Below are 17,352 nucleotides of genomic sequence, written 5' to 3' on the forward strand. Positions count from 1 at the left end.
TGAAACGCTGCTGCTATTTTCCGAGGCAAAAGCGCCCGAACAACGCGTCCAGCATCGTCTCCGTAGCACTCACTCCCAACAGACCGCTGAGACATGCACGCGTCACACGAAGATGCTCGGCAAGGAGCAACAGATCAGAGGCGGGAGCCAACGATAACGCTACCGCCGCCGCACGGCACTCCTCCTGCTGATGGCGTTTCAACGCAATGGCATCGGCCCTAGGCAGAAGGGACTCCGCATGTGAGGCGATCAACCGCCAAACGGCGGCAATGCTTCCAGCATCATCCTGGCTAACCGCCACATTCTTGCCGGACGGCAAGATTGTGCGCCCATCGAGATCCGCGCGTGTATGCAGCCATATCGCATCATCCCGCGGCGGCGGCGTGTCGGCCAGCCACAGCAGAATGTCCGCCGCTGCTATAGCTTCTTCCGCGCGGCCGATACCGATCGCCTCAATCGCGTCATCGGTGGCCGCAGCGAGTCCCGCCGTGTCCACCAGGATATAGGCCACGCCGCCACGAACGATGGTCGCTTCGATCCTGTCGCGGGTCGTACCGGCGATGGGCGATACGATCGCTGCCTCCCGCTCGCACAACAGGTTAAGCAGCGTCGACTTGCCGCTATTCGGAGGCCCCCCCAGGACGATGCGCAAGCCGTCATACAGCCGATCAACCGGCGGCCGCTCGACCTCCTCCAGCATCTCGACCGCCAACACATCCATGTCCGCCTTCAACCGATCCAGCGATACGGCATCGACCGGCACATCATCTTCTTCGGCAAAGTCGAGCATCGCCTCTGCCCGTGCAGCCATATCCGTCGCACGATCCAGCCAGTTGCGCACCCTGGCACTGACCCTCCCCTCGACCGCACCCAAGGCCGCAACCCGCTGCCGCTCCGTCTGCGCCTCCAACAGATCGGCCAATCCCTCGGCTTCGGCCAGATCGATCCGGCCATGTGCCAGTGCACGACGGGTGAACTCACCAGGTTCAGCACGGCGCATATCGGGAAGATCAGCCAGCGCCGCTTCCACGGCCGCGACCACGGCACGTCCACCGTGGCAATGCACCTCTACCAGATCCTCGCCGGTTGCAGTCGCCGGGCCTGGAAATATCAGAACGAGCGCGCGATCCAGTATTCCGCCGCGGCGATCTCGCAGGGTGCGCATGCGTGCTTCACGCGGAGGCGGCAACCTACCTGCCAATTGCATCGCAGCCGACATGGCTCCCTGCCCGCTCACCCGGATGACGGCAATGGCTGCGGGGGGCTGGCCACTGGACACGGCGAAGATCGTTGAAGGGGTCGCCATGGCGTTCAGCGCTGTGCCGTCTCGAACAACCGGCGCCAGAAGGTTACGCCAGCCTCTCCCATCGGCGCCCAGTTGCGCATCATCGATTCCATCATCTCGGGCTTGATGCCCGACTCCATCGTCTCCAGCATCAACTGCGTGTATCGGTCATGGATCGGCGTCAGGTCCGGCAGGCCCATCGCACGGCGCGCCTCTTCAGGGGTGCATTCGATTTCCACATTCACCTTCATTGCACCTGTCTCCCTAGTCGCGCCGACTTGAGCATGACCGCTCCGGCGGCGCATAGGGACATATGGCCGCGGGTGTCACGCGACCGCAACGACCAAACCGAAGGAGATGCTGGCCATGACGGGAATGATAACGGTCAAAACATTGGACGGCGATGCGCACTTCGACGCTTATTCCGCTGAACCTGCGCAAACGCCCCGTGCAGCAATCGTGGTGATTCAGGAAATCTTCGGGGTGAACGCAGGTATTCGCAGCAAGTGCGATGCCTTGGCCAAAGCGGGCTATCTGGCGATCGCGCCTGACCTCTTCTGGCGTATCCGCCCCGGTATCCAGTTGGATCCGGACGTGGCCGATCAGATGCAGCAAGCACTCGAACTGATGGGTCAGTTCGATCAGGACACGGGCATCCGCGATATTCAAGCGACGATTCAGACCGCACGCGAAAAGATCTTATGCCAAGTCCGGGATTAAGCGGACCGTCCTCGCGAAATCGCTCAAAGCCGCGCCTCTGCCCACCCGATCGCTTGGCATAACAATGCCATTCGTCGGCACCTAGAGGAGGTCTGTGGAAGGGTCCGCGCCCCCGTGGGGTAGGTGTGATTTCATGCTGAAAGCGGACCTCCTGCACCGCCTCTTTAGGTCCGCACGCAGTCATCCCCACCTGGAGTGGGCGCGGCCCTCGTGCTTTCATTCCCAATAGTGGTGCAACGTTCCGTTCTGGAGGCGGACGACAAGGGTGGAGCGCGGGTTATACTCCCACACGCTGCCCTGACGCTGGCCGCGATTCCCATTCCGGTCGAGGCGTGTTGCGGCGATTATGAAGCAGCGGACATCGTGAGCATCAAGTCGCAACTAGCCCTTGAGAGCGACTCGTCGCCGCCGAGTAGGCGCACGCCGTGAAGGCGGCGCACATCGTCATAGCGGCGACGCACGAGAACTGGTCCCGCGTAAGCGCGCTGATCGTCAGGAACACAAAGCCTGCCAAGGCGTGCTTCCATTGTGAGCCTGGTTGAGCGACGATGTGGCCGCCGTCCTTCCGGCTCGCCGGGTCCGTGCCAGCCTGAGGGTGAGCCGGGGAGCTCAGCAGACCTTGTACTCGTCGTTCTTCGACGTCCGCCCGCCAGACAAGCAGCCGGTCGGCGAGAAAGGCCGAGAACGCGTCCGCCTCTTGCGCCACCTCGACGATGAAGCGGACCTGCGGCATCGCCCGCTCCACCGCCGTTACTGCGCGGGCGAAGGCGTCGTGCCGTCCTTCCGCCCTCGCCAACTCCACCCAGGTCAGTAGCGCCTCCAGGTCCGCGAAGGTGCTCGCTGCGGCGCTCGGTTGCACAGGGTCGAAAGTGTTCAGCCCGAGTCGTGCACGAAGGACGGACACCTCGGGCGGCAGCCCTTTCAGGATCGCCCACACAAGGTTTCGGAACAAGGCGGCGATGCCCGGCACCACCTGATCCATTTGGTCGATGACGCCGCCCGGAATATCACGCGGGATATGGTCGCCTGCTTCGTACTTCTTGAGAAGCCGGAACCGGAGTGGTCGACCGGTCGGCCCAAGACCCGTTCTCCAAGCGCCCGACACCGAGTGCAAGAGCCTCGCCACCGCCCTGATCTTCATCTCATCAACAGGATGCTTCCGCCGGCGGTCGACCATGACGCTCTCCACAAAACAATAAATGTATGTTGCCTGTGTATTGTCGTGCCCGAGTAGCGCAACGGCTTGTGATCACGGCTTGAAAAGGTGCGCTGGTGACCGACGTTGTAGATGCCGAAGGGATTACGCCGGAGCGGGCGGAGGTGCGCAGCACGATGCTCGCCGCCTTCGGTCCCGTGCTGAGAGGCAAGGAGCTCGTCCGCGCGCTGGGCTTCGACAGCATGGAGGCGCTTCGCCAGGCCAAGCGCCAGAAGCGCGTCGGCGTGCCCGTGTTCGTGGCGCCCGCGCGCAAGGGCCACTTCGCATACACCTGCGACGTAGCCGACTGGCTGCATGATCTTCGCACCCAGGCGAAAGGAGGCGAGCCATGACCTAACGACCAACCTTCACTCGCCTGAAATGCAGCGAGCCCCGAAGCGCTCTAACGCCCGGGGCTCGTGAAGATAGTCTCTCAGCTAAGGACCTATCTCCGGCATTTCGATCCTTTTGTCAATCGCGGACGGCGCACGCGCGCCGCCCGGTGATGCGCCATGCCGAGAATATGCCATGTCCATCGATCATTCTAATCAGATCAACAGAAGAGGTTTCGAGTCGGTCGTCCGGCTCATGAAGCGTTACGCCGCAATCGAACCTTCGACACGCCCGCAACTTCCAATCACGTCTGGGTTCTTCCTCCGCTCGTTCGCTGACGCGAGTGGATGTTGGCGATCCCTCCCGTATGTCAGGCCGGCCGTAAACCACTTTGCCCGGTGGCTTGGCGACGAACCTGCGGCTGTGCTCGCGGCGGACGCGGACATGCTGGAACGCTTCCGCGCTCACTTCGTCAGCCTGTTCACCCGTTCCGCTCACCCGAACAAATATCGTGCGCGGAGTATGGTCCACCTCGCCCGCCTGCTCCTCTACCTTCAATATCAGGGTTTCAGCCCTTCCCATGGCTGGAGCGGCGAGGACGCCGATCTGTGCATCCGTTTTCGAGATGCGCTAGTCGCAGCCGGTCTGCACCTGAACTACGCCAACTCGCAAGCGCTGCATGGAGCGCACCTTATCGTCTGGGCGCGTCTTCATGGCCTGGATCGGACGGCCATCGACCCCTCCGCGATCGCACGCTTCGCCGAGCACCGCTGTTGCTGCGGTCTCGTCAACGACGACGGTCACATGTACCGGGTGCACGTTCAATCACGCAGGCGGGCAGCCGTCCGCCTCCTCAGGTTCGCGGACGGCGGAAGTGCCCTCCTGGTGAATGGCGTCTCGGTCCGGGTCACCGGGCACGCGAAGCGAAAGCTATCGGCGGGCGCAGCCGCGTACCGCGATTGGCTGATCCGGCATCGCGGCTTGGCGTTGTCGACGATTACCTCGTACATGAACGAACTCGTGAAGTGGCAAGCGGAACTCGGCGACGACGCCGGAACCTATACGGCAGCACGGATCCGCTCGCTTGCGCGCAAGCATCTTGAAGGACGTTCGCCCGCGGGTCAGAGCCGTCTCATCACGGTCGTCAGGAGCTACCTGCGTTTCAGAGCGGGTCGCGGCGAGTGCTCGCCGGCGGTGGCCGACGCGCTGATTTCCCGCCCGACCTACAGCCTCGGCACCGTGCCGCGTAGCCTGCCGTTCGAGACGCTGAGGATGGTGGCTGCGTGCTGCGACCAGAATAAGCCGGCTGGCATCCGCGACCGCGCGATCATGACCTTGTTGCTCGAGACCGGCATGCGGAGCATCGAGGTGGCCCGGCTCCAACTTGGCGACATCGACTGGGATCGGGCCGAGATCGTCGTACGTGGCAAGGGCGGCCGAGCGTCGGCGATGCCGCTGCCTCAGGCGAGCGGCGATGCTATCCTGGATTGGCTCGAGCGGGCGCGGCCCGCCACTGACGACGACTCCGTGTTCGTGAGGCTGCGCGTGCCGCATATCAGCCTGGCGCATCATGGTTCTGTAACCAATGTCGTGCGCAGTGCGCTCGCGAGGGCGGGTCTGGTCGGCGCCGGCGGCGCCCACCTGTTCCGGCACGGCCTCGCGAGGAAACTTCTGAAGGAAGGCAGCGGTCTTCCGGCGATCTCCGGCGTGCTCCGTCACGAGTCGCTCGACACCACCATGCTCTACGCAAAAGTGGACGAGACAGGTCTCAAGGGCATCGCCTGCCCCTGGCCGGGAGCGGGGCGATGATCGCCGCCGTGGAGGGCTATCTCGAGCTGCGCAAGCAGCTCGGGTACCAGGACGCCGACCTCCGGGTCAGGCTCCGCAAGTTCGCCGCCTTCGCCGCCGCGCGGGGTGCGAGCCATCTCCGCAACCATGACGTCCTCGCCTGGACGGAATCTTTGGGCAGTGCCAACTCCCGGCGTACACACCTCGATTGGCTGGCGAATCTAGGCGTGTTCCTGCGCGCCGAGGACGACAGGCACGAGATCCTGCCGCCGGACTATACGTCGCGGCTGGGACGCCGCAACCGGCTCACCCCCTTTGTGTACTGCGAGGAGGAAATCCTGCGCATCATGGACGGGTTCGGGTCGTTGGGACTAAGACATCCATACGATGCGTCCACCTATCGTGCGATCATCGGGCTGATCGCGGCGACGGGCATGAGGCTGAGCGAGGCGTTGAACCTCAGGCTCGCGGACATGAACGGCGCCGAACTCTTCGTGCGCCAGTCAAAGTTCAAAAAGGATCGGCTCGTCTTCGTGGACGACAGCACCGTGCGTGCGCTGAGTGACTATCTGGCGCTCAGACCCCCCAAACTCGACGCCCCCAAACTGTTCGTGATCTGGACGAACCGCACACCCAGCATAGTCCAGATGGACCAGGTATTCCGTCGATGCACAAACCTCCTCGGTATGAAGGGCCGGGATGGGAGCGGGCTGCCCCGCATCCACGATCTGCGGCATACCTTCGCCATCAACTCGCTCGCCGCGTGCGCGCACGATGAGGAGCTCGTCGCCAACCACATCGTGGCGCTCAGCACCTACCTCGGTCATGTCGGCGTGAGGAGCACCTACTGGTACCTGCGCCTCCTGCCCAAAACCAAGCTCGCCATCGCCAGAGCCATAGAGGATATGCGTCATGCGCAATCGCATGCCTAACGACGTACCGACCCTTGTGTCGGGCTACCTCGACCAACACCTCGGTCGCGTGCGAGGCCTCAGCCCGAGAACGCAGGAGGTCTATGCGGATTCCCTGCTGCTCTTCTTGCAGTACGCCTCCAGGGAGAAGGGCACGGCTCCGGATCGCCTGCTCTTCAGCGATCTGGACCCCGACACGGTGCTCACGTTCCTTAACTACCTGGAGGAGGAACGCGGCAACACGGCGCGCTCGCGTAACCTGCGTCTGTCCGCCCTGAAATCGTTCTTCGGCTATGCGGCTTTCAAGAACCCGGCGCTCCTCGACCAAGTTTCCAGGGTCAAGGCGATCGCGGGCAAGCGGTACAGCAAGGGAGTCGTCGCCTACCTGACCCCTGAGGAGGTCACGGCGGTCCTCAATGCTCCCGATCCCAACTCGCGCTTTGGGCTCAGAGATAGGGCCATGCTCCTCATCACCTACGCCAACGGCTTGCGCGTGTCGGAAGCGTTGCGGCTTGGAATTGGCGACTTATGGCTCGGCCGCAATCCCAACATGACGATCCTGGGCAAGGGCGGCACGAAGGACGTGATGGAGCTCCTGCCTGAGCATGTGGACGTGCTCAGGGCATGGCTCGACGCCAGGCCACAGACGGCGTCCCAGCTCGTCTTCGTCAACCGGGGCGGCGAGCCGTTGACCCGCGACGGCTTCGCCTACCTGCTCACCAGGTACGCCGGCATCGCGGCGCGCGTCATGCCTTCCATCGCGAGAAAGCGCGTCACCCCGCACGTCCTTCGCCACTCCTGCGCGATGGCCGTCCTGAAAGCGACCAAGGATCCACGAAAAGCGGCACGCCACCTCCGCCACGTAGGCTATAAGAGCATCGAGACGTATCTGCACGCCAACCCGGAAGAGCAACTCGCGACACTGACGGCCCACGCCGAGCTGGGCATCAAGCCGGGCAAGTTCCGGGAGCGGGCGCCAGGGGTCCTGGAGACTCTGCGCTTGGTGCGGAAACGTACGCTATATTGAGAGGTCGGCCGAGACCGACGATCATGACTAGACGTCGTGACCGTCCGTCTCGGACAAGATGTTCGTAACTCAGTCGAAATCCTTCCGAAGCTTGGCTTGGTACTTGATCACGTCCAGCTCGTCCTTCAGGTGGTCCTGCCAGATGAAAGTTTTCTTCACCATGCGCCGGGTGGGCATGATGTCGAGCGCCTCGATCGCTGTTCTTCGCTCATCGAGGAAATGGGTCGGCTTGCCCATGCTGTACGGCGTCACGTAGAGCGTCGTGCTGGTTAGCCCGTCTATGCCGCTGGCCGACATGCTCTCGAAGAATGCCGCGAGCCTGCTCGCTATGTCGGGCAGCGGCCACATGCCCTTCGCGCTGACCTTCACCGCCGAACTCCATCGACTTGCGCCACAGTAGCAGGGTCCGAGCCGCGGTCGATCTCGCGTCCAAGCAGAGCATCTGTCAAGCCAGGGACGAGCATGGTCGCCGAGGCCGGGTGCGCTGTGTCTTTCGTCCGCATGTCTCCGCTCCGGACTAACGGTTTGCCGCCAGCGCCCGATGCACCTGGCCTCCTGGGCCGTGACCGAGTCGAGTGGACACGCGCGAGGTGCAGCTCTCCCTGCGCTGCCTTCTGCGCTCCTGCCCCGAGTGGTGGCCGCTCATCATGTTCTGGGACGCTGCGGCCCAGGAGAACGACGTCGGCCGGGCACAGGGCACGACCGCCGCGTTCAACGGCATCGTCCGGCAACTGCGCAAAGCTAGGCGGCTGGATGAAGCGGGGTAGCGCTTCTTCGCCGCAGGAAGCATGCTGGCCGACACAGGAAACGAAGATAGAAGTGGAGCGCTTACAATCGATGATAGCCAACCCAGAGTTCGAAGACATGCTGGACGACTGGCTACAGGTTATTGATCGCAATCTCGCTCTGGACGGCACGGCCCTGACGACCCGGCCGCTCGATGCAGCGTGCCAATTCGTGCGCTTCGCCATCAAGCAAATCCGCATCGGCGACGTCGAGTCCAAGCCAGGTAAGTTCCTCGACTATTTCGCGAGCGAGTGGTTCAAGTTCATCTTTGCACGAACCTCGGCCTGGTATCGCGGGCGCTACGGAGAGGCGCTGGACGGGAACTCGGAGCGTGAGGTCGCCGGCTGCGTGTTGATTTTGGACACTCCCTTCGTGCTCCAAATTCCTGTGGTCACCCACCGTCCCGGCAAGCCGGGTGACACGATGTGGATCCACTTTCCCAAAGAGGTCGAGGGGGACGAAGACGCGCTCACCTGGCTTAAGAAGGGACCTAACGTTGCATCATTGAACCGCGCGGAAGGTATGAAGGCGCGGCGGCTGGCCAACGAGGTCGCCGGCGCGATCCGCGCGATCTACACGTCGCTCGCCACCATCGAGAGAACGTCCGATCGCGTCGGTGAGTTCGGCGGTGCCATCCTGCCGCACCTAGATCGTGCGGCGGTTCAGATCGCTCGCGCGCGTCCTGAGGACTTAAAGCATGCTCATTGGGATATGCAGATGGCGTGCGAGCTTTCGCTGAAGCTGGTGGCCGAGCAGCGGGCAGGTTCGTTCGAGGTCACGCACGATCTCTACCACCTCTACGACCGGATACCCGGTCCTCCGCCCTTCAAGCGCCCGTTCCTGTCGAACATTCCCAATTGGCAGAAGATGGCGGAGTGGCGCTACGGCGGAGGGCAGCACATCTCGATCGCTGACGGTTTTTCCCGATACCGCAGCACCCTGAAGATTGTTGCAGCTGCAGCTCGGGTGACTAAGCGGGAGCTGTACATCGGGGGTGCTAGCATCGAGCTGAAAAAGCCGCCCTTCCTTCATGACAATTCGGAGTTGTTCGTGCCCCGCAAGCTGACCGAACGGAATCAGCGGGATATGTGAACCTCGGCAAACGAAGCGCTCCGTCGAAACTGAAGGGTTGCCGAGCGGCTTGCTCGTTCCGATTTGTGGGCCTGTCATGAACGATGAAGAGCTCCCGCTTCCCACCTCCGCGCACGTAATGAAGCAGTACCGGCAGATGCGGCCACTTCTGAAGGTGGCCGGTCTATTTAGCCGCGAACTTGCGCATCAGGCCAAGGCGTTGAATGAGCAGTTCGAAAATGTCCAGCGTATGCACCGCGAGCGCGAAGCGTTTGCCGCCCGGTTCGGGCCGCTTGGCTGGACCAACTATGACCGGCTTTCGGTTGATTCCGTCGCGCGCGCGGTTGCAGAAACAAACGATGACGCGGCTGAGCACTTGCTCGCCGCCCATCATCTTGATCCCGACACGCTGCAGTTCCTGAGTTATCGCTTTCACGTCACCCGCTTTGAAGCCTGGCAGGCGCTCTACGAACGCGCGGTCGAGCGGGCACTGGCCGAAGATTATCTCTCGGCCGTGCCGCTGGTACTGATCGTCATCGACGGCATCTGCACCACCAAGACGGGAAAACATCCCTTCTCCGGCGGTGCCGACGCGCCGGTGTTCGACAGTCAAACCTCCGGCCCGGCCGGAATAGCCGAGGGGCTGGCCATACTTGGCGCAACCCGCCGCAAGCTCGATCCGGAGCCGATCCGCAGTCCCTACCGGCACGGCATCCTTCACGGCCTGAACCCAAATTTCGGCAATGCGCTTGTTGCAGCGAAGGCGTTCAACCTTCTCCAGGCGAGTGTCGACTACTTTGATCGTTGTGAGGACGAAGAAGCACGCATCGCTAAGGCGGCAGCCGAGCAGCGCCCCGCCTCTTGGTCGGAACTCGCCACCAAGACGGCTAACACGCGCGAAATGGGTCGTCGGATCGATGCTTGGCAGGCACGGCCGGAGCGTGCGGGCGAGACGCTCGCCACGTCCGAAGGCGTGCACCACCTCGTTCCAGATAGCCCGGAGGGCATTGCGGCGTCCTATCTAGCGGCGATCATGGCCCGCAACTTCGGAGAAACTGCAAAAGCGACGATCGATTATCCGTGCCGGTCTATAGGCTTCCGCGCCGGAAGGCATCGCGAAGAACTGGGTGATCTTAAGCTCACCTCCTGGCAGATCACCGGGGTGCGTGACGAGGCCGCAGCGATCAGCGTTGTGACGACGCTCGTCAGCGGCATGCATGGCGAAACAGCCTGGTCGGGCGAGCAGATGATGCGGCTTATTTACGGCGACGCCAAATACGATTTGATGGTGCGCGGCGCCGAGGGCGGGCGCTGGTCGGTAATGCCCAACTACCTCAACGCGCTTTGGGGCACGGCGGCGCGATCAATGCGGGCACAGGTAGGGCTCGAAGAGACGTCCAAGGACGATGACTAGCGCGGGTGGTACTTTGGACAAACCGGTTGGCTGGATCCGGACATGCAGGAGCTCACCACTCGTCCCATAACTTGCGCGCGACTCTGAGATAAGAATCGAGTTGTTCGGCGCTCCACGTGACCGATGAAGTCGGATGTGGTTCCCGCGAAATTCCACTCCGGGATACCGGCCGGGTCGAGCGGCGCCACCCGCGACGGGCGGATCGTCCTTCGCCGCGATATGTCGTGGAAGGGCCAGAGCGTCATGTCTGGGTCTCGCCTAACGGGCCCGATCCTGCCGGAGCGCAGCGCGGCACATAGAGCCGCGAACGGTTGTTACGGGCGGGAAGGCCTCTAAGCTGGCGTGGTATGCCGACCTTTGCGAACTTAAAATCCCTACTGGAAGCGCAGGAGCAGCGTCTCTATGCGGTCGTCGCGCGCAAGGGCGAGTTCCGCACGCCGGTCGCGGAACCCTCGAAGGACCGGGTCGCCGGCCACATGGTGGTCGCGGAGCATGCCGCCCACCAATCCGCCCTATTGCGCTTCGACCAAGCGAGCGGGGCTCTCGGCCAAGCTGGACGCTCGCTCGAGGCGTTCAAGCGCTTACCAATGTGGACGCGTCTCTGGCGGAGGAGCGAAGCCAAGGCGCTTGAGGAAGGCGTCCGGAAGAGGGCGGCCGCCTTGCGATGCGCCGAGGAGGACGTGACCGCGACCAAACAGGTTTACGTCGCTCGCCTAGAAAATCTCTTGCAAGGAGCCGGCGTCTCCGACATGCGCGCCAATGCGCCGAGGCCCGCGCCGCAGAAGCGCGTCGGATCGAGAAATTCGACGCGGTGCTCGCGGCCGAGCCTGTCCTGCGGCGACTGTCGATCCTGCTCGCGAACCTGCGAGGCAGGACGTGGCTGTCCGACGCGGACGCGCTTCATCCGCAAACCCTGATCGGGCTCGACAAGCTGCGTAGTCTGGCCGACGCAACGAATGACGACACGTTCCGGGCCGAGGTCGCCTGCTGGCCGATCAGACGGCTTCCGGACGACGCGGCCCTGTCTGGCTTCCAGGGCCGCGCGACGGCGGTGGTCGACCGCTGGCGTAGTGCCGGACTCGGCCTGTTCCAGGCCTCGCCCGATCGAGAACCGCTGGTCGCCGCCAACGTCGCCGTGCTGCGGGGCGAGCTGGGCGGGACCGTCACGTCCGGCGGGGCCGACCCGCACGCCGAGTACCTTGCCAGGCTGGTAAGGCCGGCCGAGGAGGACCCTGCACTCGGCTTTCTGCTTCACTGGGCGGCGCTGGCGGCCGAGGCGGACAACATCGAGAGCCGGCCCGCTCATAGGCCGGAAGAGAAAGACAGCGAGCTCCTCACCCAGGCGTTGGGCCAGCAACTAAGGTCGCTCGGGCGCGAGTTGTTCATCGACCTCGGCTATGGTCCAGAGGCGGCATGCTGGGTCGGGACCTTCGACGTCGACAAGTACGTCGTCGAGCCGGAGGTCGGCGCCGACATCGGCATCGTCCTCGACCACAGGGCGGAGGACGGCACACGGACGGTTCGGGCGGCGCTGCTACAGGCCAAGCGCCAGGGTCGCGGCTTGGCCTCCGTCCATACGCCGGCCAAGACCAAGGGCGGTTCGGTCACGCGCTCGCGCAACGACCAGCTCCGTGCGCTGCTGAGCATCCCGGATCTGGGCTACTATCTGTTCCACAACGAGGACCCGGAGACCGGTTTACCGGTCACGGTCGTTGCGGCGAAAGCCATCTGGCGGCGGCTTTCTCGGGCCGCTCAGACGGTAAGTCCGGACGAACTAGACCCTGGCCACTGCCGGGTGCGGGTGGTGGACGACGCGACCGACTTCCCGACCTTTATGGGATTCGTGCTGCCGCAGCGCGGCGTATCTTACGCCTCGTCCGCCGACGCCATCATGGCGCTGGGTGCGCCACGCCGTGTCGGCGGTGCCGAACACACCGAGCGGCTCGCCCGCTCGCTCGTAATCTGCCGGATCGGCGTACCGGGCCTCGAGCGGCGGGAGCGAGAGCTGCTGGAGGGATTGGGCTACCGGCAGAGCGCCTTGGACCGCGAGCGCGAAGAACACGAGCGACAAGCCGCACTGGCGGCGGCACACGCCCGTTCCCGCGGCTCGAGCCGGTAGCCGGAGCGATACGGGGAGCATGCGCCGTCCTGCCGACGGCGAGAGCCGGTCGGAAATTGCGGGGTACATCGGCCGCCGCGCCACAAGGGCGGCGATTTGTGGTGAGACCGCGTCGGCGGTGTTAGCGTCCCGAAATGGGCGACCTCCTGGACAGTTTCGACCGGAGCCTCGAAGGGCTGCCGCTGCTCTCGATGAGGCGGCTGGTCGACGAAAAGTTGAAGGCGATCGGGACCGTTGACGACGCGGTCGCCGATCGTCTCGCGAACGCCCTCATGGCGCAAGAGGACAGCGACATCGACTTGCACGAGCTCGGCATCGGAGCCGACCTCGAGTTCACGTCTGCCGACGTCGAGTGCATCGAAAAGGCGACCGCCGCGCTGTTCGAAAGCATGCCCGAGCTGCTGCAGGAACTCGCCGTCGAAGCCGGCGACGCGATCGCGGGTGACCTGGGCGAGCTGGAGAACGTGCTCGCCGGCCGCGATCGCTTCGACAACGGCGAGAACAGCGCGGCGGGGTTCCATTTGCGCTAGTCGGGACGCGCTCCTCTGCGGCCCGACAGCACTGGCGTGCGTCGATCCGGCTTCACGGGCGGAGATGCTGGTCGAGCTGTCCGGAGCAATCCCCGATCAATCGTCTTCGAACATCGCGACCGCATGGGCCTGCCGCACCCGCGCGAGCACGTCGTCGAAGCTCTCGACGGAATCGCCGACGCCGATAAGATGCTCGACCTCCTCGAAAGCCGCGCGCGCGGCGGGACGCGAGTGATCCTTCAGGTGCACGGCGTTCGCGAGGAGCTCCGGACTGGCGCAGCCTTTCCGAACGACTCCGCTGAGCGTCTGCACCAGGGTCGGGATTACGGGATCGGTGCCGTCGGCCACGGCTTTGGCGGCCATGATGCGCGCGGGAAGGCCGGCGACGAACGCGATGTCGGGCACCAGCCGGACGGCGAAGTGCCGCGCGGTCTCGCAAGTCTTTATCAAGTGTTCCTTGGTGCCGATGGCGCGCTCGAGTTCGCACAGCGGCTTGGCCGCCATCCACGCTGCGAGTAGCGGCCGCATCTGGGGCAGCGCGACCTTCGCCTTCTCGACGCTGCCGTCGAGCGCGCGATAGTCCTTCCCGAACAGGCCCTCGATGTCGCTAGGCCGGATCAGGTACATCAGCCAGGCGGGATGCGCTTCGATCCAGTCGAAGATTACGTCCATGCATTCGGTGCTGGAGCCGCCGAAGGCTCCTGTCTCGACGAGCGCCGCGAGGCTCTCCGCCACCGCGTACGGAATGCCTGCCGCGGCCGCGACGCGCTCGAGCCAGGTCCGTTCCTCTTCCGGTGCCAGCTCCTCGCGACGCGCGAGCGCGGCGTCAATCCGACTCTCGATCCACGCCTCCTGACCCGCTTGGCGCTTGCGGTAAGCGACGAACGACCGGCGAAGCATGGTTGAGGCCAGAGCATCGGGCTCCTCGTCGTCGCCGACCGGCAGCCGGGCCAGGAGGTAGTCCTCGTTGTCCCCGGCCGTGCCCATGTGGATGCGGTCGAGCAGGTCGGTGAGCGGATCGTCGATCGTAAGACACTGGTCGGACTGTGCGAAGATGCCCTGAAGCGACATCCAGTGGCTCGCGATCGTGTTCTCGTCGTCGTCAATGTTGATGATCTTGCTCGGCACGACCAGCACGAAGCCTTGCCCACCTTCGCCCGCTCGGCCGGCGCGCCCGGCGGCGTTGAGGAGTTCATGCGCGTCAAGCTGCTTGAACTTGTCGTCGGACACGTCCCAGCGACTATCGCCGGCGATCAGCACGATGTCGCTCGGTAGGTTCATGCCTTGGGCAAGCGTGGACGTGGCGAACAAAGCGTCGAGACCGTCGCGACGCTTGAACAGCGATTCGTGGAGCGCGCGCTCGGGCTTGAGCAATTGCGCGTGATGGCTTGTCGCGCTCCCATCCACCTGGCCGTCGGCGTCGAGCTGAAGGTAGCAATATTGCGGTCCGCCCAGCTCCTCCTCGACGAGCTTGCGCCACGCCTTTTCGTCCTCGGTGAGCGCGACACGGCGATCGGGAAGCAGCTTTCGGAAGTGCCGGACGGTGGACTCGGCCGCCGTCGTGCTCTGGACGAACGTCAACGTTTTCAGCCCGTCTTGCGCCGCTGCGGCCGCGATCGTACCCGCGACGACGTTGCCGTTCGGCGTGAGATACCATTCGCCCGTAAATTTCGCCTTGCTCGACGCGAAAGGCACGTCGTCGTCGAGGAGCGCCATCAGCGCATAGTCCTCGCGGTTTCGGGTCGCCCAAGTCTGACGAAGGCAGAAAAAGGCGAGCGGCCGAGCGTGAAGGCGGCTGGCCAGAGCCTTCGGCACGCCGCTGGTGGTCGCGGTGAGTTGCTCGGCCCTCAACAGGTCCTCCAACTCGGTGATGCGCTCGGCACCGTAAGCGACGCAACCGCGCGCTTGGCGAGTCGGCTTCCAGGCCAGATCGAGCGGGAGGCATGGGCGGCCGGTCAGCTCCGCGATCCAGCCGGCCATCTCGTCTGCGTTCTGCATCATTGCGGAGATCAGCAGGAGATCCGCGTCGGGGGCCGACTGGGTGAGGTTCAGCACGCACAGCATCGCGTCGACGGCCCGGCGGCTGCGGTCGGACTCGCGGGGATGCAGGAGGTGGCATTCGTCGAACACGACGAGTGAGACCGCCGCAAATGCCTCCGGCTGGAGCGATTGCAGCACAAGACAGCGCTCAGGCGTGGTGACGATGATCTCGGGCAGCACCAGCAGGTCGGCGAAGGTGATCTCGTCGTCGAGGTCGCCTACGACGTTGAAGTCGGCGAACGCCCTGTCGAGCGTGAATGCGGTCTGATCGACCAGCGCGAGCGTCGGCGCGAGTACCACCACCGTCCCTCCGCTGAGCAAGGCCGCGGCGATCTTGAGTTCGGCGAGCGTGGACTTGCCGCCGCCGGTCGGGAAACTGACCGTCGCGGAAACGCCCTTCGCGAGGTAGCCTTGCTCCAAGGCTTCGCGGTGGTTGCGCCACAGATAGGGGCGTTTGTAGGCCGCGCGGCGGACGATCCGCCACCAATCGTCGGCATCGACGCCGCTAGGCGCGCGTACCTGGCACAGGCTCGCGTCTGCCAGATCACGCGACACCGCGAGCAGCAACTTGGCAACATGCAATGGGCCGGGAAAGACGCTGACCACGCTCGGCCCGCCCTCGTCGAACACGTCCTCGATCGGCGCGATGCACAGCTCGCACACTTGCGCGAAGATGCGCTGAGCCTCTGAGTCCGCCACGGCTTCGGGATCATCAGGCGGTCGTTGGAGCAGCTCGCGGGCGAGCTGAATCACGCCGGCGTGCAGTTGGCGGAACAAGGCATCCACCGCGAGCGCTGCGCCGCCACCGTCGGCTGGTACGTCGTAGCCCTCGGACCTGTCGGGATTGACCTGGCCGGCGATCACTGCACGCAACCGGCCTGCGGCGAGGTCCCCTATCGCGCGGATCAGCCGAGCTTCGGCGCCGAGGTCGTCTCTGCCGCGATCGAGCCGCTTAGCCATTTCGGCTGCGTCGCTCTGCGAGTCCGCGATCAGGAACAGCAAGGTCGCGCAGACTTCGGGAGCGGCGTGGACAGCATCAATGAAGGGAATCCGCTCCCCGTCGTCCGTGACCACCATCTCGGCCATCAGGCATAGCTGCTGGGCGGTACCGGCGACGAAGGCGGCCGCCGCGCGGTCGGCGCGCTCGGGCGCGGTGGCGACGAGTAGCTCCTGCGTGGCCGCCAGCCGGCGCATCTCGGCCAAGAGCGTGTTCAGTGCCTCGCTGCGCTGCTCGGCGCCCGCGGCCCCGCGCAAGCGCACCCGTGCCGCGACGATCTCGGCGAACGCGTTGGTGAACCGCCGCGGAAGCTCCTCAAGGTTCAGGTTCTGCAGAGGAGGCGCATCGGCGATGAGCCCGATCGTGACGGGATCAAACATCGTCGCGCCATTTTTCGATCAAGGCCACTGCCTTGGCCGAGAACGCCGTCATCCAGTCCCGCATCTCTGGAATAGCCATCGTCTCGGCCTGTCGCCGCAGCGTGCTACCCGGCGCGACTTGGTCGAAACCCTTGAACAGAGCCTGCCGTTCGTCGTCGTCGTCATGGCTGTCGTCGGCAGTGACGGCGACGCGGTAATGCCGCGCCTCCTCCCAGGCGATACGCTCGACCGCTTCGTCGATGTCGAGTTCGGGGAAGCGCTGCTGGTGCGCTTCGAGCAGCCCTCCGGTTTCGGGGATCAGCTCGTTCATGCGGCCGCCCCTCTCGAGATCCCTGATGCCGTCCCACACGTCCCCGGTGATCATCTTGCGCGGGTTCTCGGTCGCCTTGTCCTCAAAGATCACGACCGCGGTGACCTCCTCGCCGGCTGCATCGAGCTTGAGCTGAAAACCGTCGAAGCCCTTGTGAGCGTGGATCATGTGTGGCGCTCGGACGACTGCACCAGCCTCCGTGCGGTGCGCGGCAATCCAGGAGATTGCTTGGAAGACCCATCCGTCGCGATGGTAGACTTGCTTGCCGGCCTCTACCGCGAGCAGCTTGATCGCGCCCGCCGCGGCATCGGCGCGAGTCGCCGGCGGTGCCTTGTCGATGTTCGACAGGACGGCAGCGACGTGACGCGCCTGACCGAGCGCAAGCCGGGCGACGCGGGCGGCGAGGTCGTCCTCGTCCGCGATTACCCACCGAGAGCCGTGCCACA

At 64.5% G+C, this 17,352-nt stretch carries 16 protein-coding genes and 1 pseudogene; 10 read left to right on the plus strand and 7 right to left on the minus strand.

Annotation, left to right across the window (positions count from 1 at the left end):
* Nucleotides 1-13: 13 nt before the first annotated feature.
* Both mnmE and Q0U08_RS01805 read right to left on the minus strand, forming a co-directional pair.
* Nucleotides 14-1,306: a tRNA uridine-5-carboxymethylaminomethyl(34) synthesis GTPase MnmE gene (gene mnmE, locus Q0U08_RS01800; protein WP_298089383.1), complete on the minus strand. Its 1,293-nt coding sequence runs from the start codon at nucleotides 1,304-1,306 to the stop codon at nucleotides 14-16.
* A 5-nt stretch (nucleotides 1,307-1,311) separates the two neighbouring features.
* A complete protein-coding gene (locus tag Q0U08_RS01805; protein ID WP_298089385.1) occupies nucleotides 1,312-1,536 on the minus strand; it encodes a DUF6489 family protein in 225 nt (74 codons plus the stop codon).
* A gap of 115 nt (nucleotides 1,537-1,651) precedes the next feature.
* On the opposite strand from Q0U08_RS01805, the pseudogene Q0U08_RS01810 reads away from it, so the two are divergent.
* Nucleotides 1,652-1,975: pseudogene (locus Q0U08_RS01810) on the plus strand (dienelactone hydrolase family protein); the annotation flags it as partial.
* Nucleotides 1,976-2,375: 400 nt separating this feature from the next.
* On the opposite strand, the gene Q0U08_RS01815 reads toward Q0U08_RS01810, so the two are convergent.
* On the minus strand, nucleotides 2,376-3,182 hold the full coding sequence (locus Q0U08_RS01815) for a hypothetical protein (RefSeq protein WP_298089386.1): 807 nt from the start codon (nucleotides 3,180-3,182) through the stop codon (nucleotides 2,376-2,378).
* A 95-nt stretch (nucleotides 3,183-3,277) separates the two neighbouring features.
* Between Q0U08_RS01815 and Q0U08_RS01820 the strand changes: the two genes are divergently transcribed.
* From Q0U08_RS01820 to Q0U08_RS01835, 4 genes are all read left to right on the plus strand, one after another.
* Entirely contained in the window at nucleotides 3,278-3,553 is a 276-nt protein-coding gene (locus Q0U08_RS01820; RefSeq protein ID WP_298089387.1) for a hypothetical protein, read from the plus strand.
* Nucleotides 3,554-3,977: 424 nt separating this feature from the next.
* Nucleotides 3,978-5,342: a tyrosine-type recombinase/integrase gene (locus tag Q0U08_RS01825; RefSeq protein ID WP_298089389.1), complete on the plus strand. Its 1,365-nt coding sequence runs from the start codon at nucleotides 3,978-3,980 to the stop codon at nucleotides 5,340-5,342.
* Complete coding sequence (locus Q0U08_RS01830; RefSeq protein WP_298089390.1) at nucleotides 5,339-6,253, plus strand: tyrosine-type recombinase/integrase; 915 nt, start codon at nucleotides 5,339-5,341, stop codon at nucleotides 6,251-6,253. The genes Q0U08_RS01825 and Q0U08_RS01830 overlap by 4 nt, the downstream gene beginning before the upstream one ends.
* Complete coding sequence (locus tag Q0U08_RS01835; RefSeq protein WP_298089391.1) at nucleotides 6,234-7,259, plus strand: tyrosine-type recombinase/integrase; 1,026 nt, start codon at nucleotides 6,234-6,236, stop codon at nucleotides 7,257-7,259. The genes Q0U08_RS01830 and Q0U08_RS01835 overlap by 20 nt, the downstream gene beginning before the upstream one ends.
* Before the next feature lie 69 nt (nucleotides 7,260-7,328).
* Here Q0U08_RS01835 and Q0U08_RS01840 read toward each other — a convergent pair whose 3' ends face one another.
* Nucleotides 7,329-7,628, minus strand: a complete 300-nt coding sequence (locus Q0U08_RS01840; RefSeq protein ID WP_298089392.1) for a hypothetical protein — start codon at nucleotides 7,626-7,628, stop codon at nucleotides 7,329-7,331.
* A 206-nt stretch (nucleotides 7,629-7,834) separates the two neighbouring features.
* On the opposite strand from Q0U08_RS01840, the gene Q0U08_RS01845 reads away from it, so the two are divergent.
* From Q0U08_RS01845 to Q0U08_RS01855, 3 genes are all read left to right on the plus strand, one after another.
* Complete coding sequence (locus Q0U08_RS01845; protein ID WP_298089393.1) at nucleotides 7,835-8,026, plus strand: hypothetical protein; 192 nt, start codon at nucleotides 7,835-7,837, stop codon at nucleotides 8,024-8,026.
* The gene (locus tag Q0U08_RS01850; RefSeq protein ID WP_298089394.1) at nucleotides 8,013-9,137 is read left to right on the plus strand and encodes a hypothetical protein; all 1,125 of its coding nucleotides are present in this window, start codon (nucleotides 8,013-8,015) and stop codon (nucleotides 9,135-9,137) included. The genes Q0U08_RS01845 and Q0U08_RS01850 overlap by 14 nt, the downstream gene beginning before the upstream one ends.
* A gap of 76 nt (nucleotides 9,138-9,213) precedes the next feature.
* Entirely contained in the window at nucleotides 9,214-10,530 is a 1,317-nt protein-coding gene (locus tag Q0U08_RS01855; protein ID WP_298089395.1) for a hypothetical protein, read from the plus strand.
* Between the two features lie 374 nt (nucleotides 10,531-10,904).
* Here Q0U08_RS01855 and Q0U08_RS01860 read toward each other — a convergent pair whose 3' ends face one another.
* Nucleotides 10,905-11,033, minus strand: a complete 129-nt coding sequence (locus Q0U08_RS01860) for a hypothetical protein (protein WP_298089396.1) — start codon at nucleotides 11,031-11,033, stop codon at nucleotides 10,905-10,907.
* Nucleotides 11,034-11,341: 308 nt separating this feature from the next.
* Here Q0U08_RS01860 and Q0U08_RS01865 point away from each other — a divergent pair, with 308 nt between their 5' ends.
* Nucleotides 11,342-12,649 (plus strand): hypothetical protein, encoded by a 1,308-nt coding sequence (locus Q0U08_RS01865; protein WP_298089397.1) that lies wholly within the window; start codon nucleotides 11,342-11,344, stop codon nucleotides 12,647-12,649.
* Between the two features lie 134 nt (nucleotides 12,650-12,783).
* Nucleotides 12,784-13,179: a hypothetical protein gene (locus Q0U08_RS01870; RefSeq protein ID WP_298089398.1), complete on the plus strand. Its 396-nt coding sequence runs from the start codon at nucleotides 12,784-12,786 to the stop codon at nucleotides 13,177-13,179.
* A 96-nt stretch (nucleotides 13,180-13,275) separates the two neighbouring features.
* On the opposite strand, the gene Q0U08_RS01875 is transcribed toward Q0U08_RS01870, so the two are convergent.
* Both Q0U08_RS01875 and Q0U08_RS01880 read right to left on the minus strand, forming a co-directional pair.
* A complete protein-coding gene (locus tag Q0U08_RS01875) occupies nucleotides 13,276-16,596 on the minus strand; it encodes a DEAD/DEAH box helicase (RefSeq protein ID WP_298089399.1) in 3,321 nt (1,106 codons plus the stop codon).
* On the minus strand, nucleotides 16,589-17,352 hold a 764-nt coding region (locus Q0U08_RS01880; protein WP_298089400.1), incomplete at its 5' end, for a hypothetical protein. The genes Q0U08_RS01880 and Q0U08_RS01875, both read right to left, overlap by 8 nt.

The sequence above is a fragment of the uncultured Sphingomonas sp. genome, assembly GCF_946477935.1.
In the GTDB taxonomy this organism is placed as follows: domain Bacteria; phylum Pseudomonadota; class Alphaproteobacteria; order Sphingomonadales; family Sphingomonadaceae; genus Sphingomonas.

Coding starts and splice junctions, on each gene's coding strand:
- Q0U08_RS01830 (WP_298089390.1), top strand. CDS start 5,339: ATGATCGCCGCCGTGGAGGGCTATCTCGAGCTGCGCAAGCAGCTCGGG.
- Q0U08_RS01870 (WP_298089398.1), top strand. CDS start 12,784: ATGGGCGACCTCCTGGACAGTTTCGACCGGAGCCTCGAAGGGCTGCCG.
- Q0U08_RS01850 (WP_298089394.1), top strand. CDS start 8,013: ATGAAGCGGGGTAGCGCTTCTTCGCCGCAGGAAGCATGCTGGCCGACA.
- Q0U08_RS01835 (WP_298089391.1), top strand. CDS start 6,234: ATGCGCAATCGCATGCCTAACGACGTACCGACCCTTGTGTCGGGCTAC.
- Q0U08_RS01875 (WP_298089399.1), bottom strand. CDS start 16,596: ATGTTTGATCCCGTCACGATCGGGCTCATCGCCGATGCGCCTCCTCTG.
- Q0U08_RS01815 (WP_298089386.1), bottom strand. CDS start 3,182: ATGGTCGACCGCCGGCGGAAGCATCCTGTTGATGAGATGAAGATCAGG.
- Q0U08_RS01825 (WP_298089389.1), top strand. CDS start 3,978: ATGCTGGAACGCTTCCGCGCTCACTTCGTCAGCCTGTTCACCCGTTCC.
- Q0U08_RS01805 (WP_298089385.1), bottom strand. CDS start 1,536: ATGAAGGTGAATGTGGAAATCGAATGCACCCCTGAAGAGGCGCGCCGT.
- mnmE (WP_298089383.1), bottom strand. CDS start 1,306: ATGGCGACCCCTTCAACGATCTTCGCCGTGTCCAGTGGCCAGCCCCCC.
- Q0U08_RS01855 (WP_298089395.1), top strand. CDS start 9,214: ATGAACGATGAAGAGCTCCCGCTTCCCACCTCCGCGCACGTAATGAAG.